Annotated in this window: 21 protein-coding genes and 2 rRNA genes (1 of these 23 running past the window's edge); 13 read left to right on the forward strand and 10 right to left on the reverse strand. The window is 63.5% G+C overall.

What is annotated here, in order from left to right; all coding sequences use genetic code 11:
• The 3 genes from MRBLPB4O_RS08840 to MRBLPB4O_RS08850 form a co-directional block, all read left to right on the forward strand.
• Positions 1-566: ribosomal RNA gene (locus tag MRBLPB4O_RS08840) — 23S ribosomal RNA — on the forward strand; it begins 2,327 nt to the left of the window's first position.
• Between the two features lie 140 nt (positions 567-706).
• Positions 707-822, forward strand: a 5S ribosomal RNA gene (gene rrf, locus MRBLPB4O_RS08845).
• Between the two features lie 280 nt (positions 823-1,102).
• Complete coding sequence (locus MRBLPB4O_RS08850; protein ID WP_341798122.1) at positions 1,103-2,911, forward strand: ABC transporter ATP-binding protein/permease; 1,809 nt, start codon at positions 1,103-1,105, stop codon at positions 2,909-2,911.
• Positions 2,912-2,921: 10 nt separating this feature from the next.
• On the opposite strand, the gene MRBLPB4O_RS08855 is transcribed toward MRBLPB4O_RS08850, so the two are convergent.
• Entirely contained in the window at positions 2,922-4,124 is a 1,203-nt protein-coding gene (locus tag MRBLPB4O_RS08855; protein WP_341798123.1) for an MFS transporter, read from the reverse strand.
• Between the two features lie 73 nt (positions 4,125-4,197).
• A complete protein-coding gene (locus tag MRBLPB4O_RS08860) occupies positions 4,198-5,481 on the reverse strand; it encodes an arsenic transporter (RefSeq protein WP_341798124.1) in 1,284 nt (427 codons plus the stop codon).
• A 289-nt stretch (positions 5,482-5,770) separates the two neighbouring features.
• Here MRBLPB4O_RS08860 and MRBLPB4O_RS08865 point away from each other — a divergent pair, with 289 nt between their 5' ends.
• From MRBLPB4O_RS08865 to MRBLPB4O_RS08885, 5 genes are all read left to right on the forward strand, one after another.
• Positions 5,771-8,011, forward strand: coding sequence for a TonB-dependent siderophore receptor (locus MRBLPB4O_RS08865; RefSeq protein ID WP_341798125.1), 2,241 nt, complete (start codon positions 5,771-5,773; stop codon positions 8,009-8,011).
• A 157-nt stretch (positions 8,012-8,168) separates the two neighbouring features.
• Entirely contained in the window at positions 8,169-8,456 is a 288-nt protein-coding gene (locus MRBLPB4O_RS08870) for a hypothetical protein (RefSeq protein ID WP_028613446.1), read from the forward strand.
• Positions 8,453-9,973, forward strand: coding sequence for a PepSY-associated TM helix domain-containing protein (locus MRBLPB4O_RS08875; RefSeq protein WP_341798126.1), 1,521 nt, complete (start codon positions 8,453-8,455; stop codon positions 9,971-9,973). Before MRBLPB4O_RS08870 ends, MRBLPB4O_RS08875 begins: the two co-directional genes overlap by 4 nt.
• Positions 9,970-10,308, forward strand: coding sequence for a DUF3325 domain-containing protein (locus MRBLPB4O_RS08880; protein WP_341798127.1), 339 nt, complete (start codon positions 9,970-9,972; stop codon positions 10,306-10,308). The genes MRBLPB4O_RS08875 and MRBLPB4O_RS08880 overlap by 4 nt, the downstream gene beginning before the upstream one ends.
• Before the next feature lie 112 nt (positions 10,309-10,420).
• Positions 10,421-10,960: a histidine phosphatase family protein gene (locus MRBLPB4O_RS08885; protein WP_341798128.1), complete on the forward strand. Its 540-nt coding sequence runs from the start codon at positions 10,421-10,423 to the stop codon at positions 10,958-10,960.
• A gap of 3 nt (positions 10,961-10,963) precedes the next feature.
• Here MRBLPB4O_RS08885 and MRBLPB4O_RS08890 read toward each other — a convergent pair whose 3' ends face one another.
• The gene (locus tag MRBLPB4O_RS08890; protein ID WP_043204391.1) at positions 10,964-11,749 is read right to left on the reverse strand and encodes a sulfite exporter TauE/SafE family protein; all 786 of its coding nucleotides are present in this window, start codon (positions 11,747-11,749) and stop codon (positions 10,964-10,966) included.
• 105 nt (positions 11,750-11,854) lie between these two features.
• A complete protein-coding gene (locus MRBLPB4O_RS08895; RefSeq protein ID WP_049275195.1) occupies positions 11,855-12,448 on the reverse strand; it encodes an XRE family transcriptional regulator in 594 nt (197 codons plus the stop codon).
• Between the two features lie 115 nt (positions 12,449-12,563).
• On the opposite strand from MRBLPB4O_RS08895, the gene MRBLPB4O_RS08900 reads away from it, so the two are divergent.
• The 3 genes from MRBLPB4O_RS08900 (at position 12,564) to MRBLPB4O_RS08910 (ending at position 15,313) form a co-directional block, all read left to right on the forward strand.
• Positions 12,564-13,700 (forward strand): FAD-dependent oxidoreductase, encoded by a 1,137-nt coding sequence (locus MRBLPB4O_RS08900; RefSeq protein ID WP_341798129.1) that lies wholly within the window; start codon positions 12,564-12,566, stop codon positions 13,698-13,700.
• 12 nt (positions 13,701-13,712) lie between these two features.
• Positions 13,713-14,090 (forward strand): RidA family protein, encoded by a 378-nt coding sequence (locus tag MRBLPB4O_RS08905; RefSeq protein WP_341798130.1) that lies wholly within the window; start codon positions 13,713-13,715, stop codon positions 14,088-14,090.
• Between the two features lie 158 nt (positions 14,091-14,248).
• Positions 14,249-15,313 (forward strand): hypothetical protein, encoded by a 1,065-nt coding sequence (locus MRBLPB4O_RS08910; protein ID WP_341798131.1) that lies wholly within the window; start codon positions 14,249-14,251, stop codon positions 15,311-15,313.
• Between the two features lie 152 nt (positions 15,314-15,465).
• Here the strand turns inward: MRBLPB4O_RS08910 and mcpA are convergent, their stop codons facing one another.
• Both mcpA and MRBLPB4O_RS08920 read right to left on the reverse strand, forming a co-directional pair.
• Positions 15,466-17,352 carry a methyl-accepting chemotaxis protein McpA gene (mcpA, locus tag MRBLPB4O_RS08915; RefSeq protein WP_049277966.1) on the reverse strand — a complete coding sequence of 629 codons (1,887 nt, stop codon included), beginning with the start codon at positions 17,350-17,352 and terminating at the stop codon, positions 15,466-15,468.
• A gap of 142 nt (positions 17,353-17,494) precedes the next feature.
• A complete protein-coding gene (locus MRBLPB4O_RS08920; protein WP_341798132.1) occupies positions 17,495-18,373 on the reverse strand; it encodes a LysR family transcriptional regulator in 879 nt (292 codons plus the stop codon).
• Positions 18,374-18,475: 102 nt separating this feature from the next.
• On the opposite strand from MRBLPB4O_RS08920, the gene MRBLPB4O_RS08925 reads away from it, so the two are divergent.
• On the forward strand, positions 18,476-18,904 hold the full coding sequence (locus tag MRBLPB4O_RS08925) for a PACE efflux transporter (protein WP_341798133.1): 429 nt from the start codon (positions 18,476-18,478) through the stop codon (positions 18,902-18,904).
• Here the strand turns inward: MRBLPB4O_RS08925 and MRBLPB4O_RS08930 are convergent.
• The 4 genes from MRBLPB4O_RS08930 to MRBLPB4O_RS08945 all read right to left on the reverse strand — a co-directional run bounded on the left by MRBLPB4O_RS08930 (position 18,901) and on the right by MRBLPB4O_RS08945 (position 22,922).
• Positions 18,901-19,962, reverse strand: a complete 1,062-nt coding sequence (locus tag MRBLPB4O_RS08930; RefSeq protein ID WP_341798134.1) for a hypothetical protein — start codon at positions 19,960-19,962, stop codon at positions 18,901-18,903. The two genes, MRBLPB4O_RS08925 and MRBLPB4O_RS08930, sit on opposite strands and share 4 nt — an antisense overlap.
• Positions 19,963-20,174: 212 nt before the next feature.
• Positions 20,175-20,843 (reverse strand): GntR family transcriptional regulator, encoded by a 669-nt coding sequence (locus MRBLPB4O_RS08935; protein WP_341798135.1) that lies wholly within the window; start codon positions 20,841-20,843, stop codon positions 20,175-20,177.
• Positions 20,844-20,859: 16 nt separating this feature from the next.
• A complete protein-coding gene (locus tag MRBLPB4O_RS08940; protein ID WP_341798136.1) occupies positions 20,860-21,564 on the reverse strand; it encodes a FadR/GntR family transcriptional regulator in 705 nt (234 codons plus the stop codon).
• 44 nt (positions 21,565-21,608) lie between these two features.
• Positions 21,609-22,922, reverse strand: coding sequence for a C4-dicarboxylate transporter DctA (locus MRBLPB4O_RS08945; protein ID WP_016485879.1), 1,314 nt, complete (start codon positions 22,920-22,922; stop codon positions 21,609-21,611).
• 456 nt (positions 22,923-23,378) lie between these two features.
• Here MRBLPB4O_RS08945 and MRBLPB4O_RS08950 point away from each other — a divergent pair, with 456 nt between their 5' ends.
• Positions 23,379-24,944: a PAS domain-containing methyl-accepting chemotaxis protein gene (locus MRBLPB4O_RS08950; RefSeq protein ID WP_341798137.1), complete on the forward strand. Its 1,566-nt coding sequence runs from the start codon at positions 23,379-23,381 to the stop codon at positions 24,942-24,944.
• Positions 24,945-24,954: the final 10 nt, after the last annotated feature.

A 24,954-nucleotide genomic window follows, 5' to 3' on the forward strand; every position in this document is an offset into this window, starting at 1 on the left:
GCGCTTGACTGCGAGACACACACGTCGAGCAGGTACGAAAGTAGGTCTTAGTGATCCGGTGGTTCTGTATGGAAGGGCCATCGCTCAACGGATAAAAGGTACTCCGGGGATAACAGGCTGATACCGCCCAAGAGTTCATATCGACGGCGGTGTTTGGCACCTCGATGTCGGCTCATCACATCCTGGGGCTGAAGCCGGTCCCAAGGGTATGGCTGTTCGCCATTTAAAGTGGTACGCGAGCTGGGTTTAGAACGTCGTGAGACAGTTCGGTCCCTATCTGCCGTGGACGTTTGAGATTTGAGAGGGGCTGCTCCTAGTACGAGAGGACCGGAGTGGACGAACCTCTGGTGTTCCGGTTGTCACGCCAGTGGCATTGCCGGGTAGCTATGTTCGGAAGAGATAACCGCTGAAAGCATCTAAGCGGGAAACTTGCCTCAAGATGAGATCTCACTGGGATCTTGAATCCCCTAAAGGGCCGTCGAAGACTACGACGTTGATAGGTTGGGTGTGTAAGCGCTGTGAGGCGTTGAGCTAACCAATACTAATTGCCCGTGAGGCTTGACCATATAACACCCAAGCAATTTGAGCCTAAGACGCCAAATTGTGGTGGTGAAGATGACACGAACCGAAAGTTCGCAACAACCCACAAATATCGCATATCCGGATTCGCTGGGCTGTCCATCTGGACATTCTGGCTACAGAATTTCTTGACGACCATAGAGCATTGGAACCACCTGATCCCATCCCGAACTCAGTAGTGAAACGATGCATCGCCGATGGTAGTGTGGGGTTTCCCCATGTGAGAGTAGGTCATCGTCAAGATTCATTTCGCAAAACCCCTATCTGCGCATGCAGGTAGGGGTTTTGTCTTTGCAGCGCAAATACCCCAGTCCTGCCCGACTCCCTGTAGGAGCAGCCTTGTGCTGCGAAGAGGCCGGTAAGGCTAAAGATTATCTTGGGTTGCAATGGCCTCTTCGCAGCACAAGGCTGCTCCTACAGGGGCCGCGGAAACAGGTCAGGATCATGAAATGTACGTCATTAATGCCTGATGATCCGTAGGGCAATGCTACGCTCGCGGAAATACTCAGCACGGATACCCACCATGGACATGAACTGGCACCAGGCCCTGCAAGAGAGCCTGAGATGGTTGGCAATCGCTTCGTTCATCACCCTTGTCTGCTTTACCGCTGCCGCGACACTGGCTGTCCGTTGCACACGCTGGGGCAGCCAGTTCTGGCAGCTTGCCGGGCCCTACTTCAGTTTCAGGCGCAGTTGGCGGCCACTATTGGTGTTTGCGCTGTTGCTGGTGTTGACGCTGTTCTCGGTGCGCCTGAACGTACTGTTCTCGTTCTGGTACAACGGCTTCTACAGTGCCTTGCAAGGCCTGGATCAATCCGCCTTCTGGTACATGCTCGGCGTCTTTGCCGTACTGGCCACCATCCACGTGCTGCGCTCGCTGTTCACCTTCTATGTAACCCAGGCATTCAGCATTCGTTGGCGGGTCTGGCTTACCGAGCGCCTGACCCACGACTGGATGCATGGCGATGCCTACTACCGTGGTCAGTTTCTGGCCGAGCCGGTGGACAACCCTGACCAGCGCATCGAGCTGGATGCCAATGCATTTGTCACCAACTCGGTCACCCTGGCCTTGGGCGCTGTCAGTGCACTGGTGTCGCTGGTGGCCTTCACCGGGATCCTCTGGTCGCTGTCGGCACCGCTGGCGGTTGCCGGTGTGGAAGTCCCCCGGGCGATGGTGTTTGCCGTGTACCTGTATGTCATCGTTGCCACCTGGATTGCCTTCCGCCTTGGGCGCCCGTTGATCCGCCTGAACTTCCTCAATGAAAAACTCACCGCCAACTTTCGCTATGCGCTGATGCGCCTGCGCGAGAATGCCGAGAACATTGCCTTCTACCAAGGCGCCTTGGTGGAGCGTGGCACGTTGCTGGGCCGCTTTGGCGCCTTGATCGTCAATGCCTGGGCGCTGGTGTTCCGGAACCTGAAATTCAGTGGTTTCAACCTGGGTGTTAGCCAGGTTGCCGTGGTGTTCCCGTTTATACTCCAGGCGCCACGCTTCTTCAGCGGTGCGATCAAGTTGGGTGACGTCATGCAGACCGCCCAGGCCTTTGGCCAGGTGCAGGATTCATTGTCGTTCTTCCGCGAATCTTACGATGCATTCGCTCAATACCGGGCCACCCTCGACCGTCTGACCGGTTTTCTTGATGCCAACGAGCAGGCGAGCGCCTTGCCGCGTGTCACCACCGAGGCTCAGCAACATGCGTTGGAAATCACTGATCTGCAGGTACTGCGGCCAGACGGGCATGCGCTTGTCGCTGACCTTGACCTGAGCCTGCACGCCGGTCAGGCATTGTTGATCAAGGGCCCGTCGGGCAGTGGTAAAACCACGCTGCTACGAGCCCTGGCGGGTCTTTGGCCATACGCTGAAGGTAAGATCAGGCGCCCGCCAGGCCATCAGGCGTTGTTCCTGTCGCAGCGCCCCTACCTGCCCCTGGGCGACTTGCGGGCGGCCATCGCCTACCCGGCAGCCAGCAAGCCCGAGGACGAAATACGTATGCAACAGGCCTTGCGCCAGGTCAACCTGGCTCATCTGGCGGAGCGGCTGGAGGTCAGTTGCGACTGGTCGCATATTCTCTCGGTGGGTGAGCAGCAGCGCCTGGCGTTCGCACGGGTGCTGTTCAACCGGCCTCAGGTAGTGTTCCTCGACGAGTCCACTTCGGCGATGGACGAAGGGCTCGAGCACGCCCTGTATTCGCTGCTGCGTACGGAAATGCCGGGTGCGCTGCTGGTCAGTGTTGGCCATCGCAGCACACTGGCGGGGTTCCATACTCACCGGCTTGAGGTGGATGGGCGCGGGGGCTGGTCGTTGCTCAAGCAGGAACCGGCGTTGGCCTAATCCGGTGTGCTCACCGTAACAGCATCACCCCCACCAGGGTGGTGCTGGCAAGCCCTGCGCCGACCAGGAAGGTTGCCTGGAACCCCGCACCATCCCACAACAACCCTGCCACCACGCTGGCCGCCAGCAGTGCCACCCCGGTCAGCAGGTTGAACAGGCCGAAGGCGGTCCCGCGCAGGTTGGCGGGTGCGCTGTCGGCGATCATGGCCGCGAAGATGCCCTGGGTGAAGCCCAGGTGCAGCCCCCAGGCGGCAACCCCCAGGGCCAGCGCCGTCCAGCCAGGCAGCAGGGCCAGCAACAGGTCGGCGGCGATCAGCATCCCCAGCCCCGTCATCAGCACGCCGTGGCGCCCCAGGCGGTCCGACAGCACTCCGGCAGGGTAGGCCGACACCGAGTAGGCCAGCGCCATCAGCACCAGCACCGCCGGCGCCCACATTGGCGCCAGGCCCATGTCCTGGGCGCGCAGCAGCAGGAAGGCCTCGCTGAAGCGGGCAAGGGTGAACAATGTGGCCAGGCCGATCAGCCTCCAGTAGGCCGGGCTCAGGCGGACCAGTTCGTGTACCGCCAGCGGTGCGCGCACGGGCCGTGTCGTGGCCGGCGTTTCAGGTTCGCGGACGAAGGCGATGAGGATGTACACCGCCACGAACGCCGGGATCACCGCCACCCAGAACACCGTCTGGAAGTGGCTCGCGGTCAGCCAAATCAGTAAGATCGCCAGCAATGGCCCGAGGAAAGCACCAACCGTATCCAGCGCCTGACGCAGGCCGAAGGCGGCGCCACGCAACTCGGGGGGCGTGACATCCGCCACCAGCGCGTCGCGCGGCGCCCCACGAATGCCTTTGCCGACCCGGTCGACGAAACGTGCTGCGGTCAGCCACTCCAGCCCGGAGGCCATGGGGAATACCGGCTTGGTCAGCGCCCCCAGGCCATAGCCGAGCACCGTCAGCAGCTTGCGCTTGCCCAGGCGGTCGCTGAGGGCACCGGAAAACACTTTGCTGATCGAGGCGGTTGCCTCGGCGATACCTTCGATAACGCCCACCGCCACCACCGAAGTGCCGAGCACGGTGACCATGTACAGCGGCAGCAGGGCGTGGATCATCTCCGAGGAAATGTCCATGAACATCGACACAAAACCCAGCGCCCAGACACTGCGCGGGATCTTAGGCAGGGTTCGGGTGGCATTGGCGGAGCTGCTGTCTTCATTGCTGCGCATCTGGGGGCTCGGCAGTGTTCCTACGATTCAAACTGTAGGAGCCCGGGCGCAGGATGCAAACCGTCCGGCTACCTCAAACACTCAACCAAAGTGCCAGGGCCGCCAAGGTCGCCAGCAGCACCGGCACGGTCAGCAGTACGCCGACCTTGAAGTAATAACCCCAGCCGATCACCACCCCTTTGCGCGCCAGCACATGCAGCCATAGCAACGTGGCCAGGCTGCCTATCGGGGTGATCTTCGGCCCCAGGTCGCAGCCGATGACATTGGCGTAGATCATCGCCTCGCGCACCACGCCCTGGGCTTCGCTGGCATGGATCGACAAGGCGCCGATCAGCACACTGGGCAGGTTGTTCATCAGCGACGAGAGCAGCGCCGCAATCAGCCCGGTGCCCAGCGTAGCCGCCCACAGCCCATGCCCGGCGAGCCAGTCCAGTACCCCGGCAAGGGCGTCGGTCAGGCCGGCATTGCGCAGCCCGTACACCACCAGGTACATCCCCAGCGAAAACACCACGATCTGCCACGGTGCTTCGCGCAGCACGCGGCGGGTTGAAATCACGTGGCCGCGGGCGGCCACGGCAAACAGCACGGCGGCGCAGGCCGAGGCCACCGCGCTGACCGGGATGCCCAGCGGCTCCAGCACGAACAGCGCGGCCAGCAACACCACCAGTACCACCCAGCCCGCACGGAACGTGGCGCGATCGCGCACCGCCAGGGCAGGCAACTGCAGGTCGTCGGTGGCGTACCGCAGCGGGATGTCGCGGCGAAAATACAGCCACAGCACCAGCAGCGTGGCCGCTACCGCCACCAGGTTCACCGGCACCATCACGGCGGCGTAGGCGTTGAAGCCGAGCCCGAAGTAGTCCGCCGACACGATGTTTACCAGGTTCGATACCACCAACGGCAGGCTTGCGGTGTCGGCGATAAAACCGGCGCCCATCACGAAGGCCAGGGTTGCCGTGGGGGAAAAGCGCAGCGCCAGCAGCATCGACATGACGATGGGGGTAAGGATCAGTGCTGCGCCATCGTTGGCGAACAGCGCGGATACCGCTGCCCCCAGCAGCACCATGAAGGCAAACAGGCGACGCCCGTCGCCTCGGGCCCAACGCGCCACATGCAGCGCCGTCCAGGCGAAGAAACCGGCTTCGTCCAGCAACAGGCTGATGACGATCAGGGCGATGAAGGTGGCGGTGGCGTTCCAGATGATTGCCCAGACGGTGGGGATATCGTGCAGTGACACCACACCGCACAGCAGGGCCAGCAGCGCACCGAAGGTGGCACTCCAGCCGACGCCGAGGCCTTTGGGTTGCCAGATGACCAGGGTCAGGGTGAACAGGAAAATCAGCGTGGCTGGGAGCATGAACAGATGGCTCGGGTTAGAGGAAGGCAAGTGTAGCCAGTGCAGAAGCCAATTACTTCAGCATGACCAGGATTCTGTGTGAGCGGGAATACGGCGCTCTACCGCGCGCTTCAGCAAAGTTCGGTTACAAACATGTAAACTTCGTAAATACGATTTACTCTCATTTGCGATTCCCTATATTTACCACCTCTGTTGGCCACCAGACTGTGTTTGCGAGGCCGGTGGGCGAGGGCTCCCGGTTTCCGACCGGGATGTGCCGTTTCGCTCATGAATCGCAGGAGATGTACCCATGCAGTGCAGAACTTCACCCAACAGCCTGGCCTTGGCGTTCGTTGCGCTGGCGTCACCGGCCGTGGTGGCCACCGCGGCCCAGGCTGAAGAGCAGCGCACGGGTGAGGTGCTGGAAGTGCCGGTTGCCGACAACGCGCTGGTGATTCAGGACACCCTGATCACCGCCGAGCGCGAGGCGCGTCAGGCCTTGGGTTCGTCGATCATCACCGCCGACGACATCAAGCGCCACCCGCCATCCAATGACCTGTCCGATATCATCCGCCGCGAGCCCGGCGTCAACCTGACCGGCAACAGCGCCAGCGGCGCACGCGGCAACAACCGGCAGATCGACCTGCGGGGCATGGGTCCGGAAAATACCCTGATCCTCATCGATGGCAAGCCCTCCAGCGCCCGCAACGCCGTGCGTTATGGCTGGAACGGTGACCGTGATACCCGTGGTGAAACCAACTGGGTGCCCGCCGAGGCAGTCGAGCGTATCGAGATCTTGCGTGGCCCGGCCGCCGCTCGCTATGGCTCCGGCGCCATGGGCGGGGTGGTGAATATCATCACCAAACGCCCCACCGACGAGCTCAAGGGCAGCGTCAGCCTGTTCACCCAGTTGCCGGAAGACAGTGCCGAGGGTGCCAGCCGCCGCGCCAACTTCAACCTCGGTGGCGGCCTCACCGATAACCTTGGTTTCCGGCTGTTCGGCGGCCTGGCCAAGACTGACGCTGACGACCTCGATATCAACGCCAGCCACGCCAACAGCGCACTGGTTGCCGGCCGTGAGGGTGTGCGCAACAAGGACATCAACGGCCTGCTCAGCTGGAAGCTGAACGACGAGCACCGCTTCGAAGCCAGTGCAGGCTACAGCCGGCAGGGCAATATCTATGCTGGCGACACCATGAACAGCAACGGCGGCAGCGACGTCGCACTGATTTCCAGCCTGTATGGCCACGAAACCAACGTCATGCAGCGCAGCACCTATGACCTGACCCACCTGGGCGACTTCACCTGGGGTACCAGCAAGACCACACTGGCCTACGAATACGTGCGCAACTGGCGCCTCAACGAGGGTTTGGCCGGTGGCCCGGAAGGGGCGATCAACGACAGCGGCGCGGCGATGTCGCGGTTGCGTAACACGCGCTTGAACAGTGAGGTCAACTTGCCGTTCGCCCTGGGCAGCACCGAGCATGTGCTGACCCTGGGGGGCGAGTACCTGTACGAGTCGCTCAACGACCAGGGCTCGTTCCGTCCGCAGAGCTTCGACCCGAGTGGCTCGGGCAGTGACGCGATCAGCGGTTTCGACCGCAGCGAATCGAAGATGACCGCCAAAAGTTACGCGTTGTTCGTCGAGGACAATATCGTCATCGGCGACACGACGGTGACGCCTGGCTTGCGTTTTGACCATCACGAGATGTTTGGCGACAACTTCAGCCCCAGCCTGAACCTGTCGCACAAGCTCACCGAGGCGCTGTCGGTCAAAGGCGGCATTGCTCGCGCCTACAAGGTGCCGAACCTGTATCAGTCCAACCCCAATTACTTGCTCTACAGCCGCGGCCAAGGCTGCAGTGTGGAGCAGACCAACTCCGGTGGCTGCTACCTGCAGGGTAACGCCGACCTCAAGCCGGAAATCAGCGTCAACAAGGAGATTGGCCTGCTGTACGACCGCGGCACCTGGCGTACCAGCGCCACCTACTTCCGCAATGACTACAAGAACAAGATCATCGGCGGTACCGATGTGCTCTATGCCATCAACAGCGGCCGCCGCGTGACCCAGTGGGAAAACGCCGGCAAGGCGCGGGTGGAAGGTATCGAAGGCAACTTCTTCATCGAGCTGACGCCGACCCTGGACTGGAACACCAACCTGACCTGGATGCTCGACAACGACAATCGCGAGACTGGCGAACCGCTGTCGGTGATCCCGGAATATACCGTCAACACCACCCTTGACTGGCGCGCCACGGAGCAGCTGTCGTTCCAGGTGGCGGGTACTTACTTCGGTCAACAGAAGTCGCCGACCTACAACTACCGCACCCAGCAAGACTACGACAAGGCCGCGCAGCAGGACGTCGAGGCCTATGGCCTGGTGGACGTGAGCGCCGGGTACAAGTTCAACGCCAACTACGACGTGCGGGTGGGCGTGAACAACGTGTTCGACAAGCAGATCCTGCGTGGCGGCAACGCCAGTAGTTCGGGGGCCAACACGTATAACCAGCCGGGCAGGGCGGTGTTTGCTGCGCTGAATATCAACTTCTGATCCAAGGGGCCGCTATGCAGCCCAATCGCCGGCAAGCCAGCTCCCACAGGTCCCGCACAGCCCTTGAACCCTGTGCGGCACCTGTGGGAGCTGGCTTGCCGGCGATTGGGCTGCGCAGCAGCCCTGGCCTCATCACCGGACCTCAAGGAACCCTCCGATGATCAAAGCCCCTGCCTGGCTACAACTACTCTCCCGCAGCGCCGCCGCACTGCTCGGCGGCTACGCCCTCAGCTACGCCGCCAGTGCCTGCCTGGCCCGCATCCTGCCGCTATCTGCCGCCGATGCGGTCATTGTCGCGACCCTGCCGGCGTTCATTTTTTACACCGTCGCCATCCTCTGGGCCTTCGCCTGCCGTGATGCCCTGCGCGCCTGGGCGCCGCTGGCACTGGCTGCGCCCCTTGCCCTGATCGGTTTCTGGCCGCAGGTAATGGAGCGGCTGGCATGAAGAACACTTTCACCCAATCGATGGCCTGGCTGCACACCTGGGCCGGGCTGATCTTCGGCTGGCTGTTGTTCGCCATCTTCGTCACCGGCACCCTGGCGGTGTTCGACAAGGAGCTCAACCACTGGATGCAGCCGGAAATCCCGGCCACCCAGGTGTCCCAGGCCGACGCTGCCCGGCGCGCTATCAACTACCTGCAGGCCCATGAACCGCAGGCCGGCAACTGGGGGATCAGCCTGCCGAGCGAACGCGCGCCCGGGTTGCGCGTGTCTACCGGCGAGCGCCGCCACGGCGGTGGCGTACAACTCGACCCGCGCACCGGCGAGGCCATCGAGGTGCGCGACAGTGTCGGCGGCAACTTCTTCTTCCGCTTTCACTTCACCCTCGACCTGCCACGCAACTGGGGCATTTTCGTCGTCGGCGCGTTGGCGCTGGTGATGCTTGCGGCCTTGATTACCGGCATTGTCATTCACAAGAAGATCTTCAAGGAATTCTTCACCTTCCGGCCGAACAAGGGCCAGCGCTCGTGGCTGGATTTCCACAACGCCAGTGCGGTGCTGTTGCTGCCGTTCCACCTGATGATCACCTACACCGGCCTGGTGATATTCATGCTCATCTACATCCCCGCCGGGGTCGATGCGCTCTTTGCCGGCGACACACGCGCCTACTTCCAGGCCCAAGGCAATGCTCGCGTGGAACAGCCCCGTGGCCTGGCCAGGCAGCCGGCCGCGCTGGTGGATGTCGCACCGCTGTTGGCCCAGGCCGAGGCGCGGCTCGGGCCGATTGGCGGCTTGAATATCCGCAACCCGAACACGGCGGCGGCGCGCGTCGAAATCCGCCCCGAACTGGGCAATCGCATCGCGCTGGCCAAGGGGCAGGCCATGGTCTTCGATGGCGTCAGCGGGCAACTGCTCAGTGACGTGCCTGAATGGCGCGCGGTGCCTTTGACCCAGCGGGTCATGGTCGGCCTGCACTTCGCCCAGTTCGGCGGCTATCCGATGCGTTGGCTGTACTTCGTGTGCGGGCTGGTCAGCTGCCTGATGATCGCCAGCGGCCTGGTGCTGTTCTGCGTGAAACGCGGGCGCAAGTATGTCAATGCCACTGCCGATGCTTCGGCACGGCGCTGGTACCGGGTGGCAGAGGTGTGCAACGTGGGCTTCATCAGCGGTTTGCTGCTGGCGTGCGTCGGGCTGCTGTGGACCAGCCGCTTGTTGCCGGTGGAACTGGTACAGCGGGAGAGCTGGGAAGTACGTGCGTTCTTTGGTGTATGGCTGCTGGCGCTGTTGCATGCGGGTGTCAGGCCGGCACGCCGGGCATGGGCCGAGCAACTGTTGCTGACGGCGTTGCTGTGCATCGGCCTGGGTGCGTTTGGCGGCCTCGAAGACGCCATGCGCCTGGGCGTAGCGGCCTGTGCCTTGGTACTGGGCGTGTTGGTTGGGCTGGTGGCCTGGCGGGTGCGGCAAGCACAACCGGTGCAGCAGAAGGCCCGCACAGGGCGGCAACAGGAGGCCGAGGCATGATGATGTGGATTGCAGGCGCAGTGCTGTTCGCTTATGCCGGTATGCTCGGGCTGTGCCAGGGGCTGGAGCGGCATTACAAACAGGTGTGGAATCGCACCTGCCCGCGCGCGTGGAGGATCAGCCTGCGCAGTGCCGGTTGGTTGGCGTTGCTGGCGAGCCTGACGCTGTGTGCCCAGGCCTGGGGCTGGGCCATGGGGCCGGTGGCCTGGTTCGGCGTGCTGTCGCTGGCGGGGTTGGTGCTGGTGATGTTGCTGCCGTACTGGCCGCGGCTGGCGGTGGCATTGGTGGGGGCGCTGCCGGTGTGGGGTCTGGTGCAGGTGGTTGCCCATTTATGAACTGAACGCGCCTACAAGGGATACGCGTTTGTGCGGGCGGCGACATCGTTGCAGCCAAAAGCCTCGCAGCATGCTAAACCATGGGCCCCTGCCTGCTGCGAGAGAGCCCCCGGTGAAAGCCGTCCGCCTTACCCTGATCTGCCATGCCCTGACCCAGGCCCAGAAGACCGGGCACCTGCACCGTGCAGATGACGGCATCTTGCCGTTGACCCAACACCCCGACGCCATCGTGCCCGGCATGCAGGTGCTGACTGCGCCAGAGCGGCGAGCCTGCGAGACGGCGGCGTGGTTGTCGGGGCCGGCGCAGATCGAGCCGGTATTGGCCGATTGCGACCTGGGGCGTTGGCAGGGTTTGCCGTTGAAGCAGTTGCAAACCGAACAACCGCAGGCGTTGGCAGACTGGCTGCAGGACCCTGCCAGTGCGGTGCATGGTGGGGAGTCGTTTGCTGCGCTATGCCAGCGTGTGGCCACCTGGCTGGCGGCTTTCGACACGCCGGGTGAGTGGCTGGCGGTGACTCACCCGATGGTCATGCGCGCCGTGCTGGTACAGGTGTTGGGGTGCCCGATGCAGGCCAGCCAGCGTATCGACGTGCTGCCGCTTTCGCGCCTTGAGCTGAGCTTTACCGGGCAGTGGCGCCTGCGCCTGGGCTGAAGGTCAGAACGCCAGCTTGTAGCCGATCAGCAGCAGCATCGCCGCCAGGCATGGACGCAGCACGCGGTCGGAGATCCGTCCGGTGAGGTGGCTGCCCAGGTAAATGCCCGGCAGCGAGCCCAGCAGCAGGTAACCCAGCAGCGACCAGTCCATGTTGCCCATGCCGGCGTGGCCCAGGCCTGCTACGAGGGTGAGCGGCACGGCATGAGCGATTTCGGTACCGACCAGGCGGCGCGTGACCAGAAACGGGTACAGCAGGAACAGCGCCACCGTACCCAGTGCGCCAGCACCGATGGAGGTGAGGGTGACCATTACCCCCAGTACCACGCCAGTAAGCACGGTAAGGGTGTTCAGGCTACGGTCGCTGAGGTGGTAGTGGTCACCGGCATGGCGGCTGGCAAAAGCCTGCAGGCGTGATTTGAACAGGATGGCCAGCGCGGTCAGGATCAGTACCACCGCCAGGCCCTGCTTGATGATGGCGTTGAGCGCCGAGGTGTCGGTGTGCAGGGTGTTGAGGAACCACAGCGTCAGCGCTGCGGCAGGCACGCTGCCCAGGCTGAGCAGGCCGGTGATCTTCCAGTCGATGTTCTTGTGGCGCGCATGCACCCAGACGCCACTGGCTTTGGTAATTGCCGCATAGAGCAGGTCGGTACCGACGGCCGTCGCCGGGCTGATGCCAAACCACAACAGGATCGGGGTCATCAGCGAGCCGCCACCGACGCCGGTCATGCCGACGATGAAACCCACGACCAGGCCAGCAATGGTGAAACCGAAAGAACCTACATCCATACGCTACTCGACTGCCCATCTTTGCCCGTTATCGGATGCAGCCAGCATATAGATTTTTTTATAGCCAAATAGACTTGTTCGTTATTAGGTTATAACCGGGCGCCTTCAGCGATCGGTCATCACCACCATCACATGCGCGTCCCCGCCATCCTCACTTTCCGACAGGTAGATGTGCCCCACTTGGCTGTCGAAGTACGCGGTTTCCTGCGGCCCGATGCTCACGGCTTCACCGGTTTCGAACTCGATGCGCACGCGCCCGCTCAGCACCAGGGCGAACTCTTGCCCGGGGTGGCGGATAAAGTCGTCGAACTGGCCCCGTTCGCGGGCGATGATGCGGGCATAGGCCGGGGTCATGCGCCGCTCGGGGAAGTCGCCAGCAATGGGGTGGTAGTCGTAGGTGCCGGTGGAGTACCCCGCCGCTGCAGGTAGCGAGTCGACCACCACGGTCACCGGCACCGGGGTGGTGACCGTACCGCCGGCGCGAAACAACTGGGCAATGTCGACATTCAACGCCCGTGCGGCGGCAGCTAGCTTCTCGTAGCTGACCGAGACTTGTGCCAGCTCCATCTTCGACAGGGTGGACACCGGTACGCCACTGGCTTCGGACAACTGCTTGAGTGTCATCTGGCGCGCCTTGCGCACCTGGCGCAGGCGCTGGCCGACTACAGTGCGGTCAAGCAGGGGTAGGGCAGCGGGCATTCAGGGCTCTCGGCATACGGCGTTGGTCGGGCATCTTACCTTGGACACTTGCGTATTTCTAAATTCTCATATATTAGAATTCTCATAAATGATAATTAGCCTGGCAGGAGCGTGCATGACCCCAACCTTCGACACCCTGATCATCGGTGCCGGCATTGCCGGTGCGTCGCTGGGCTATCGCCTGGCTGGCCAGCAGCGCGTACTGGTGCTCGAGCGCGAATCACAGCCTGGTTACCACTCCACCGGGCGCTCGGCGGCCATGTTCATGGAGGCCTACGGCACCGCGCAGATCCAGGCACTGACCCGCGCCAGCCGGGCCTTTTACGAAACGCCGCCGCAAGGCTTCTGTGAGCATCCGCTGCTGGAACCTCGCGGCTGCCTGTATGTGGCCAGCGTGGAGCAGCGCGAGCTGCTTGAGCAGACCCATGCGCAGAACCTGGCCAATGGCACCGAAGTCCGCCTGCTTGACCGTGACGCCGCCCTGGCCCTGGTGCCCAGCCTGCGTGGCGAAACCCTGGCCGGGGCAGTGCTTGAACCGGGTGCCATGGACCTGGACGTTCACGCCCTGCACCAAGGCTTCTTGCGCGGTTATCGCGCCGCCGGCGGAGAGCTGCGCTGCAACGCCGAGCTTGTCCAGGCCTCGTACCTGGGCGGCCTGTGGCAGGTGGAGCTGGGTGACGGCAGCCGGGTGCAGGCCCGTCAGTTGGTGAACGCTGCTGGCGCCTGGGCTGACCGCGTGGCCGAGCAGTGCGGCGTGGCGCGCATCGGCCTGCAACCTTGCCGGCGCAGCGCGTTCACCTTCCCCGGCCCGGCAGACCAGGACTTCGCCCGCTGGCCAGCAGTGATCGGCGTCGACGAAAGCTTCTACTTCAAGCCCGACGCCGGCCAGTTGCTGGGGTCGCCAGCCAATGCCGACCCGGTCGAACCCCAGGACGCCGCGCCCGAAGAGCTCGACGTCGCCTTGGGCATCTACAACATCGAAGCCATGACCACCTTGGCGATCCGCCGCCCCAGCCACACCTGGGCCGGGCTGCGCTCATTCGTTGCCGACGGGGACCTGGTGATCGGTTTCGATGCACACGCCCCCGCGTTTTTCTGGCTGGCGGCGCAAGGTGGCTATGGCATCCAGTCGGCCGCCGGCGCCTCGCGCCTGGCCGCCGACCTGCTGCTTGGCCACCCCCTGTGTCCTGGTCTTGTCAGCCAGGGGGTGGCGCCCGAGCGCCTGTCCCCGGCCCGTTTCCAGCAAACTTGAAAGGAGCATCTCATGAGCAATGACATCCAGCGTTTCCCCAGCAGCCTGCCGTTTCCGTTTTCCCGTGCGGTGAAGGCGGGTGGTTTTCTGTTCCTCTCCGGCCAGGTGCCGATGAGCACCAGTGGTGAAGTAGTGCGCGGTGATATCCAGGCCCAGACCCGCGCAGCCTGCGAGCGCATCGCCGAAAGCCTGGCGGCTTGCGGCGCGCGCTTCGATCAAGTGGTAAAGGCCACGGTATGGCTGTCGGACATGAGCCATTTCGCCGGTTTCAACGAGGTCTACAAAGAGTTCTTCGGCGCGGCGCTGCCGGTGCGTTCGACCGTGGCCTCGGCCTTGGCGCTGGGGGTGGATGTGGAGATTGAAGTGCAGGCGTTTATCGGCGACGAGTAACCAAGCACGAAGCTTTTGTAGGAGCAGCCTTGCGCTGCGAAGAGGCCAGTAAAGCCAAGCGCTTGCAACGACCTTACCGGCCTCTTCGCAGCGCAAGGCTGCTCCTACAAAAGATATGGGGTGGCAGTAAGACAACAACAATAAATCCAGAGGTTCACATGCAAGAGCAACTGAAGATTGCCGGCGCATTTGTCGGCGTGATCGTGGGGGCAGGGTTCGCTTCAGGGCGGGAACTGTTGTTGTTCTTTGTCGACTTCGGCGTGTGGGGGCTGGTCGGCGCACTGGTCAGCGCCGCCCTGTTCACCTTCCTCGGCATGGCCCTGGCGGCGTTGGGCAACCGCCAGCAGGCCACATCGCACAAGGATGTGATCCAGGCCATCTGCGGCCGCCACCTGGGCCTGTTCGTCGACTGGCTGATCACCTTTTTCATGTTCGCCGTCACCGTGGTCATGCTGGCCGGCGGTGGTGCGCTGCTGGAGCAGCAGTTCGGCATTCCGGCACTCACCGGCAGCGTGCTGGTAACGCTGGTGGTGGTGGGCATCGTGTGCCTGGACGTGCGCAAGGTGATCCTGGCCATTGGCGCCATCACCCCGCTGTTGATTCTGGTGGCGTCGGCAATCGCGTTGTATGCCGTATTCACCCGCGAGCAGAGCTTCGCCGCGCTCGATCACCTGGCCAGCCAGCAACAAGCCGGCACCCGCCACTGGCTGCTGGGCGCGTTCCTGTATGTGTCTTACAACATTGTGGCCGGCGCGCCGATCCTGGCCATTCTAGGCGGCTCGGCCAAGGGCGAGAAAACCGCAATGTGGGGTGGCCTGCTCGGCGGCGCGGCGCTGGGTGGCCTGATGCTGGTGATGAGTGCCGGGCTGTTGTCGCGCCTGGACAGCGTGGCCGACTTGCCCATGCCGATGCTGTCGATTGCTAGCGAGGTGTCGCCGCTGCTGGGGCTGGTGATGTGCCTGATCATCTTCGGCATGATCGTCAACACCGCGGTGGGTACGTTGTTCTCGTTCCTTTCACGGCTGCTGCCGGCGGGCACGGCGAAGTTCCGCTGGGGCTCGGTGGTTACCGGGGTGGTGGCGTTTGGTTGCAGCCTGGTGGGGTTCATCAGCCTGGTGGGCGAGGTGTACCCGTTCTTTGGCTACCTGGGGTTCGTGCTGATGGCGGCGGTGTTGCTTGCCTGGGTGCGGCGGGGGAGGGCCGTCAAGGCGGCGGTGGCATAAGGGGCTGCTGCGCAGCCCAATCGCCGGCAAGCCAGCTCCCACAGGGATATTCAGGGCTTATGGTCAGCGCTTTGGCTGTGGGAGCTGGCTTGCCGGCGATTGGGCCAGTACAGGCGGCAACAGGCGGTGGCCGTTGCCGTCTATGACAGGGCTTAAATCCTGAAGCTGCCCACCAGTTGCTTCAAGCGCCCGGCCTGCTGGGCCAGCTGGTCGCAATGGCGCAGGGTGTCGTTGAGGTTTTCCACACCCTGCTGGTTCAGGGCGTTGATCTGGGTAATGTCCAGGTTAAGGCTCTCGACCACGGCAGTCTGTTCTTCGGTAGCGGTAGCCACCGACTGGTTCATGCCATCGATTTCGCCAATGCGCTGGGTCACGCTGGCCAGGCGCACACCGGCCTGGTTGGCCACCTGCACAGTCTGCTCGCTGGACACCTGGCTGGTGTTCATGGTGTGCACCGCTTCGCGCGAGCCTACTTGAAGGCTGGTGATCATGCGGTGAATCTCTTCCGCCGATTCCTGGGTGCGGTGCGCCAGGTTGCGCACTTCGTCGGCCACCACGGCAAAACCACGGCCAGCTTCACCGGCACGGGCCGCCTCGATGGCGGCGTTCAGGGCCAGCAGGTTGGTTTGCTGCGAGATGCCCTTGATCACGTCGAGGATCTTGCCGATTTCGTCGGTGCTGGCGTTAAGCGTTTCGATCTGCGCGCAGGATTCGCTGATGCGCTGCGACAGGGCGGTCATGGCGCTGATCGCTTCCTCGACCACTTCACGTCCGCCGTGGGCCTGCTCGCTGGCGCCGCTGGCATGCTGCGAGGCATCGGCGGCGTTGCGGGCGATTTCCTGGGTGGCGGCACCCAGCTCGTTGATGGCGGCGGCCACGCTGTTGGTGCGCATGCTCTGTTCTTCAGAACCGCTGATCGAGGCGTTGGACGCGCTGACCACTTTCTCCGACAGGTCATGTACCAGGCGGGTGGCCGAAGACACTTCGCTGATCGAGGCATGGATGCGCTCGACAAAGCGGTTGAACGAGGTGGCCAGCTCGCCGAACTCGTCCTTGTTCTGCACGGTCAGGCGGCGGGTAAGGTCACCTTCACCCTCGGCGATGTCGCGCATGGCGCGGCCCATGGTGGTCAGCGGGCTCATCAGCACCGGGATCAGCAGGCCGAGCAGGCCGGCGATGGCCGCCACGGCAATCAGCATGGCGATGATCGCCGAGGTGCGGAACTGGCTGAGCGCGGCGTAAGCCTTGTCTTTGTCGATCGACAGACCGATGTACCACTGCGCCGACGGCAGCCCGGCCACCGGGGCGAAGGAGATGATGCGGTCCTGGCCGTTCAGGGTGACATCCTGCATGCCGGCGGCAACCCGCAGATTGCTCCCGGGGTAGATGTCCTTGAGGTTCTTCATCACCTGGTCTTTGTCTGGGCTGACAATCACCTGGCCATTGGCGTCGGCCAGGAAGGCATGGCCGATGCCACCGAAATCGACCGAGTTGATGATTTCGACCAGGGTGTCGAGGGTCACGTCACCACCGACCACACCCAGCAGTTCGCCATTGTTCTTGCTCTTCACCGGGGTGGCGATGGTCACCATCAGGCCACCGACGGCGCCCTGGTAAGGGGCTGTCAGCACGGTTTGCCCGGCGTTGGCGGCGGCGCCATACCACGGGCGCTGGCGGGGGTCGTAACCGGCAGGCATCTGGGTGTCCGGGCGCTGGGTGAACACCCCGTTGGCCTGGCCCAGGTAGGTGAACAGGAAATTGCGCGTGTAGGAAGGCTGCTCGATCAGCCCGGCCAGGGTCTCGCCGGCACCTTGCTGGCCGATGTCCTGGGCCAGGTTTTCCAGCACCAGGATGCGCCCGCTCATCCAGTTTTGCACGCTGCTGGCGGTCAGTGCACCGGACTGCTGCACGGAGGCTTCGATGTTCTGGCGAATGGTGTTGCGTTGCAGGTAGTCGTTGTAGAGCGTGAACAGGGCAAATGCCAGGACCACGACGCCGCAGGCGCTGAGCAGGATCTTGTGGCGAAATTTCAGGTTCATGTTTCGAGACCTTGAGCCAATGAGGGGAGGGCGCAGCACGCTCATGACGCGATGCGGGGCCTGTCGATCTGGATATCGGCCCAAGGGGTAAAAGATTGAAGCACTTACAGTAATTTCTTAGGGGCGTTTCGACAGGCGGCAGTCACTGATTCGCCAGCTGTTCAATCAACAGCCGTGCAGCCTGCTGCAGCGGTTGTTGTTTGCGCCAAAAAATGTGTACCGGCAGCTGCAACTCGTTGCGGGTATTGCGAAAATCCAGGCGTACCAGGCGTCCGCTGGCCAGTAGCGGCGCGACCCGCGACAGCGGCAGGTCGCCCCAGCCCAGGCCGGCTTCGACCATCTGCAATGCCAGGTCGAAGCTGTCGGTGGACCAATGCGTTGCACCAATCAGCGGGCGCGGGTCGGCCAGCGGCAGGTCGCGGCTGCGAACAAGAATCTGGCGCACCCCGGTCAGGTCTTCGAGGTAGTGAATACGCCCCTCGCGCAAGGCCGGGTGGGTGGGCGACAGGGTCGCCACCAGCGACTCCATGCCGATGTGCTGGAAGCCTCGGCGGGCATCGACCTGCAGGCCGGCAAAGGCCACACAGAGGTCGGCCCGCCCACTGTCCAGCAGATGCAGGGCTTCTTCGTGCGGGGCGCTGAGCAGGGCGATGTCCAGCAACGGGTGGCGCTCGCCCAGGCGGGCGATGGCCGCCAGCAAGGGGCGGTGATCGATGTCTGGCACAACGGCCACGCTCAAGCTGCTTTCCAAACCCTGGGACAGCTCCTGGGCATGAACCTGCAGCAGCCCCAGTTGCTCGGCAATCAGCCTGGCGTGTGGCTCCAGGGCCAGGGCTTGTGCGGTTGGGCGAACTTCACGCGAGCCACGTTCGAACAGACTGTAGCCAAGTTCGGCCTCAAGGTTGCCGATGGCCATGCTCACGGCCGACGGCACCCGCTGCAGGGCGCGTGCGGCGGCGGAAAACGAGCCGCGGTCGAGCACGGCAAGAAACAGCTGGATGTTGTCGCTGGAAAAGTTCATGGCAGCCTCCTGTCAGTAGATCTGACAGCTGCTGACTTTTGCTGTCAAGCACGATGAAGCATGATCTCGCCCCATCGCTATTATCATTGGAGGTAACCCCGGGTGCAGGGACTGAAACGCAAACTGGTCTACGTGACTTTCTATGAATTGATCGGGCTGTGTATGTCGACCCTCGGGCTGGCCTACCTGTCGGACACCCAGGCGTCGCATACCGGGCCACTGGCGGTCATGATCACCACCATCGCCATGCTCTGGAACCTGGTCTACAACACCCTGTTCGAACACTGGGAGAGCCGCCAGGCCAAGCGCGGTCGCAGCGTGTGGCGCCGAGTGACGCATGCCATCGGTTTTCAGCTGACCCTGGTGGTGTACCTGATCCCGCTGATTGCCTGGTGGCTGGACATGACGCTGGTTGAAGCGCTGCTGGTGGACATGGCATTCATCATTCTGGTGCCTTGTTACACCTTTGCCTACAACTGGGCGTTTGACCGGGTGTTTGGGCTGCCTAGCTCGGCCATGGCTACCGCCTAAGGCGGCAGGCGGATGATCAAAGGTTCTTGCTGCTGCTTCACCTGCTGCTCCGCCGGTTGCTCGGCTGGCCGCGGCATGCTGGCCAGCAAGCTGTCCTCAACCTGCCCCGACAGATAATACACCCCAGCCATTGCCCCGCTCTGGCGGTTCTCCATCAACTCCTGCCATTCCTGGTTCAGTGCCACGTTGAGGATCACCCGCAACTGCTCGACCATCTGCGGCTGTTCGCGGTCATGGGTCATCATGCCGTAGCCGGCCGCGGCGATCGAAATCATGGCCCCTGCCACTTTGCCGACTGCCGATGCCACGGCGCTGGCGATGCCGCGTGGGGCCAGGGTAGCGCCGAGCTTGTCGCTCGCCTGGGTGGCCACCGAATTCAGCCCGATATCGGTCTTCCCGGGGCCTTTGCTGGCCAGTTGGTGAAGGTGCTGGCGCATGGCTTGCCAGGCCGGCTGCTGGTCCAGCGGCTTGGCCCGTAGCAGTTGATACAGACTGGCATTGCGGGCATCCGGTGGCCCCAGGGCGATGGCGGGGATCCGGTTGAGGCGCTGGCTGAGCTGCTCGGGCGGTGCGTTGTAGCGGCTGATGATGGCTGGCAGCTGCTGGCCGAACAGTTGCAGGTACAGCTCGCAGGCCCGGTCGCGGATGCCCTCGGGGTTGATCTGTTCGGCCACCGGCTCGATCACCCGCTCGTGGTACTGCTCCTGCAGGTACAGGGCCAGGCGCTTTTCCGCCGGTTCCCGGCCTTGGCCACTGTCCAGTTTGTACCAGGCCACCTTGAGGGTCAGCCACTGTTGGGTCCAGTAGCCGGTGAACCAGGGGATGAAGTCACTTTCAGTGCGCTGTTGTACCTGCTCCCGCCACACCCGCATGGAGCGCCGGGCATAGTCGTTGGCCGAACCGGCGGCGCCGACCGAGGCATCGATCAGTTCCTGGTCGATGCGTTGCCAGGCGGCGGGCGTGAGCACCGCAGGGGGGGGCGGGGCAGGCGGGCGCTTGCCCGCGCAACCGGCGAGCGCCAGCAGAAGGCACAGCAGCAGAGGGATTCGAGAACTCACGCAACCGCCTCCCTGGTAGAGGCTGGGGTGGTTCTCGCAGTATAGAGTGGGGTTATTGGAGCTGCTGTGCAGCCCATCGCCCGGCCACCGCGGCCCCTGTAGGAGCAGCCTTGTGCTGCGAAGAGGCCGGCAAGGCAAAAGATCATCTTCGCCAGCTATGGCTTCTTCGCAGCACAAGGCTGCTCCTACAGGAACCGCGTCAGCATGAGCGGTTATTTCAGGTCGAGCTTTTCTTCCAGGCGGTCCAGGTGCTTGTGCATCAGCCCAAGCGCCGCCTCGGCATTGCCTTGCTCCACGGCATCGATGATCGCCGCATGTTCCTGCCAGGCGCAGTGGTCGCAGCACGGCGATTCGTAGCGGGCGATGATCAGCGAGGTCATGGGAACCAGGCCATTGAGAAACCGCGCCAGTGGCGCATTGGCTGCAACCTGGGCCAGCTTGAGGTGAAACTCGCCGCCCAGGCGGATCGCCGCGCAACGTTCGCCGCTTTCATGGTGCTGGCGTTCGCGGTCCACCAGTTGCCGCAGCTGGCGCACCTGCGCCGGCCGGGCGCGCTGGGCAGCCAGGGTGATCAGTGTGGTTTCGGCCAGGCGCCGGGCACTGAGCACCTGGCGCGCCTGGTCCGGGTCGGGCGCGGCCAGGTGCGCGGTGTGGCTGGGGCGCTGCACCACCACCTGCTGGTCGGACAGGCGCCCAAGTACACGCCGAATCACGGTGCGGCTGACACCAAAGGCATGGCCCAGCGCCTGCTCGGGCAACAGGGCCCCCGGTGGCAGGCGCTGTTCGAGAATGGCGTCGAACAGCCGAGGGTAGATCTGCTCGGCCGACAGGCGGGTTTCGCCAGCAGCCAGCAGGGATGGCAGGTGGGGGGCGGCGTTCATGGTCGCTCTCCTGGGGTCATGGGCGCGGGTGGTCGTCCGGGATGTTCAACGGGATGCCCATGCGCTGGCCTTCGGCCAGAATGTGCTGGCGCATCTGGGCGCTGGCCTGGGCACTGTTGCGTTCGCGAATGGCGCGAACCACGGCTTCGTTTTCCTTGAGCCGCGCGGCCAGGTGTTCCGGCGAATTGCGCAGCATGTCGGCACTTTGCTTCAAGGCATTGCCGGTCTGCTGCACCACGCTCTGGAAGATCGGGTTGGTGGTAAGGGTGAACAACGCCTCATGGAACGCGATGTAGGCTTTTACCCCGGCTTCGCTGTCACCGGCCTCCAGCGCTTCACGCATGTCCATCAGGGTGAGGCGCAACTGGCCGACGTCCTGGCTGTTGGCCGACTGCGCCACCAGCCCGACGATGAAGGGTTCGAGGGTGTAGCGTAGCTCCAGCACATCGGCCAGGCTGGCCGCAGCGCTGGTGTCCATGCCTGGTTCCTGGATGACGGCGTCGGCGTCCAGTACCAGTACGCCCTTGCCCGGCAGGGAGCGTACCAGGCCCAGGGTTTCCAGTACGGTCACCGCTTCACGCAGGCTTGGGCGGCTGATGCCCAGCTGTTCGGCCAGCTCACGCTGGCCCGGCAGCATGTCGCCGGTGCGCCATTGGCCCCGGGCCAGGGCCTGGCGCAGTTTTTCCACCACTGAGGTGACGACGGTCGATGAGCTGATCACGGTTCGCTCCTGCAAGGGCCGGCGTCATCGCCGGCCACTTTCGGTCAAAATTCCTGTTGATGATGTGTGTTGGGCTGTTTGCGCGGCGTCGGGGTAAAGCCGAGCTTGCCGTCGAGCACGTTCTGTGCGCGCTCCAGGTCAATGTCCTTTTCCCAACGGGCGATGGCCACGGTGGCCACGCAGTTGCCAATCAGGTTGGTCAATGCCCGGCCGATGCCCATGAACCAGTCCACCGCCAGCACCAGCACCAGGCCCACCACCGGAATCGCCGGCACGGCTGTCAGGGTGGCGGCGAGGATCACCAGCGCCGAGCCTGGGATGCCGTGAGCCCCCTTGGAAGTCACCAGCGACACCAGCAGGATGGTCAGCAGGTCGGTCATTTCCAGCGGCGTGCCGGTGGCGTTGGCGATGAACACGATGGCCAGGGTCAGGTAGATGGAGAAGCCGTCGAGGTTGAACGAGTAGCCGGTGGGGATGACCAGGCCGACCGTGGAGCTGCCAATGCCCAGGTGCTCCAGCTTGCGCATGATCTGTGGCAGCACGGCGTCGGACGACGCGGTGCCAAGGACGATGGTCAGCTCTTCACGCAGGTACTTGATCAATGGCAGCAGCTTCAGGCCCGACAGGCGCATCACCGTACCCAGCACGATCAGCACGAAGCCGGCGCAGGTCAGGTAGAACAGTGCCACCAACCCGCCCAGGTGCTGCAGCGACTCCAGGCCGTACTTGCTGGTGGTGAAGGCGATGGCGCCGAACACGCCGATGGGGGCCAGGCGCACGATCATGCCCATGATGCGGAAGATCACATGGCTCAGTTCGTTGATCAGCCTTGAGATGCCGGCGGCCGAGTCACCCACCAGGTTCAGTGCGCTACCGAAAAGCACCGAGAACAGCAGCACCTGGAGAATGTTGTTGTCGGCGAAGGCACCCACAACCGAGGTGGGGATCAGGTCCATGAAGAAAGCCGTGGCGCCATGGATGTGCTGGCCGCGCTCGGCCAGGCCGTTGGCATCGGCGCTGGACAACTGGTCCAGGTGGATGTTGGCACCGCTGCCGATGCCACTGCTGAAGGCGAACACCAGGCCGATCACCAGCGCCAGGGTGGTCAGCACTTCGAAGTAGATCACCGACTTCAGGCCGATGCGCCCGACCTTTTTCAGGTCGCCCGCGCCCGAGATACCGCTGACCACCACGCAGAACACGATCAGGCCGATGAGCATCTTGATCAGCTTGATGAAGCCGTCGCCGAGGGGTTTTAGTTGCAGGGAGAGGTCGGGAAAACTGAGACCGCAGGCGATGCCGAGGGCAAGGCCGAGCACGACTTGCAGGAATATCGAACGCGAGCACCATTTGAGCATGGGGGGAGTCTCTGATCGGTGTCCTTGCTTCGGTAGCCGCACGGGGCGAAAGAGCGCAGGACTTAATTATTGTGGTCTTACCGGTTTGTTCAGCGCGAAGCCATAAAAGCGCGAAAAATCCTACATTGCAAGGGTTTTTGGCCTTACCGGTCTGACCAGTTGTGGTGCAATTTGGCTTGCCAGGCTCTACTTCGGTGCGTGCCGTGAGGGGAGCCCGCACGCGTTTGTGCAGGGCCCGGCCACTGCCGGGGAATACCGCTGCAATCAGCTTGCCAAGCGCAGCCGGGAACGTTGAATCATCGATAACGCCATGATCCGTAAGGTTGATTTGCTTTATGTGGCGGGACTCGTAGAATCCGCGCCTGACCGGGCAGTCACTGAGAGCGCATTGACGGATTTTTTATCCCGCAAAGGCTCGCAGCAAGCGCCTGGCACCCCCTTGAATGGAGTCTCATCGTGCGCCTCAACCTGCCGGTAACCCCGGTCGAGCAACGTTTTCCCTCTGGCCAGCGGCTGATTTCCGCTACCGATACCGCCAGCCTGATCACCTATTGCAACCCCGAATTCGCCGCCATCAGCGGCTACAGCGATGCCGAACTGATCGGCAGCCCGCATAACCTGGTGCGCCACCCGGACATGCCGCCGGCGGTATACGAGTTGATGTGGCGCTACCTGAAGGCTGGCAAGAGCTGGATGGGCATCGTCAAGAACCGCTGCCGTAACGGCGACTATTACTGGGTCAACGCCTACGTCACGCCTATCCTCGAAGGCGGGCGGGTGGTTGGCTATGAGTCGGTACGGGTGTGCCCCACGCGTGAGCAGGTGGCCCGCGCCGAGGCCTTGTATGCGCGGATGCGTACCGGCCAGGCGGTACTGTCGGCGCCGCGCCGGCTGAGCCTGCTGGTGCAGGCACTGGCGTTGCCCCTGGCCGGTGGGCTGTTGGCGCTGGGCGCCAACCAGCTGTGGCCTGGCCTGGTGGGGCAGGGGCTGACCGTGGGGCTGTTCATGGCCTATGGCCTGTGGAAACGCAACGCCCTCGGCCGCCAGATGCAGCAGGTGGTCGAGGGTGCCGAAGGTACCTTCGCCGACCCGGTCGCGGCGTTGACTTACAGCGACCTGCCTGGCGCTGCCGGGCAGCTGCAACTGATGCTGATCAGCGAAGAGGCACGGTTGAAAACTGCGTTGACGCGGTTGAGTGACCTGGCCGGGCAAATGGCGGTGGCGGCCCACGATGCCGGGCAGCTGTCACGCAGCACCGAGGCAGCGTTGCTGGAGCAGCGCGCAGAAACCGACCTGAGCGCCACGGCAATGAACCAGATGGCGGCCTCCATCGGTGAAGTGGCCAACCACGTGCAGTTGACTGCGGCCGAAGCCCACACGGCGCATCAGTTGGCCGAACAGGGTAGCCAGTTGGCCGATGCCAGTGGCGCGGCCATTCGCACCTTGGCCAGCACGGTGACCCAGATCAACCAGGCAGTCAGCCACCTGGCCGGTCAGACCGGTGCCATCGCCGAGGCGGCCGGGATGATCCGCGGTATTGCCGAGCAGACCAACCTGCTGGCCCTGAACGCAGCCATTGAAGCCGCGCGTGCGGGCGAACAGGGCCGTGGTTTTGCCGTGGTCGCCGATGAGGTGAGGGCGCTGGCTGACAAGACCCGCCAGTCGACCCTGCACATCCAGGCCATCATCGACACCCTGCGCAGTGGCGCCGAGGAAGCCGTGACAATTGCCAGCCAGGGCATCACGGGCGCCGAGCAGGGCGTTGCCCAGGTACAGGAAACCCGCGAGGCACTGCATGGCATTCGTGATGCGGTGCAGCGTATCAGTGACATGAGCCAACAGATGGCCACCGCCTCGCAGCAGCAGTCGGCAGTGGCTGAAGACGTTTCGCGGCAGATCAATGGCGTGGCCGGCATTGCCCAGCACAGCGCCCAAAGCGCCAACGCTGCCGCCTCGCGCGGGGCCGAACTGGAACAGGTGTGCGTCGGCTTGCGCGCCCTGGTGGAGCGCTTCAACCGCTAAGGCAGGATGC

Origin of the sequence: Pseudomonas sp. LPB4.O, from assembly GCF_038383825.1 — a bacterium.
Classification (GTDB): domain Bacteria; phylum Pseudomonadota; class Gammaproteobacteria; order Pseudomonadales; family Pseudomonadaceae; genus Aquipseudomonas; species Aquipseudomonas putida.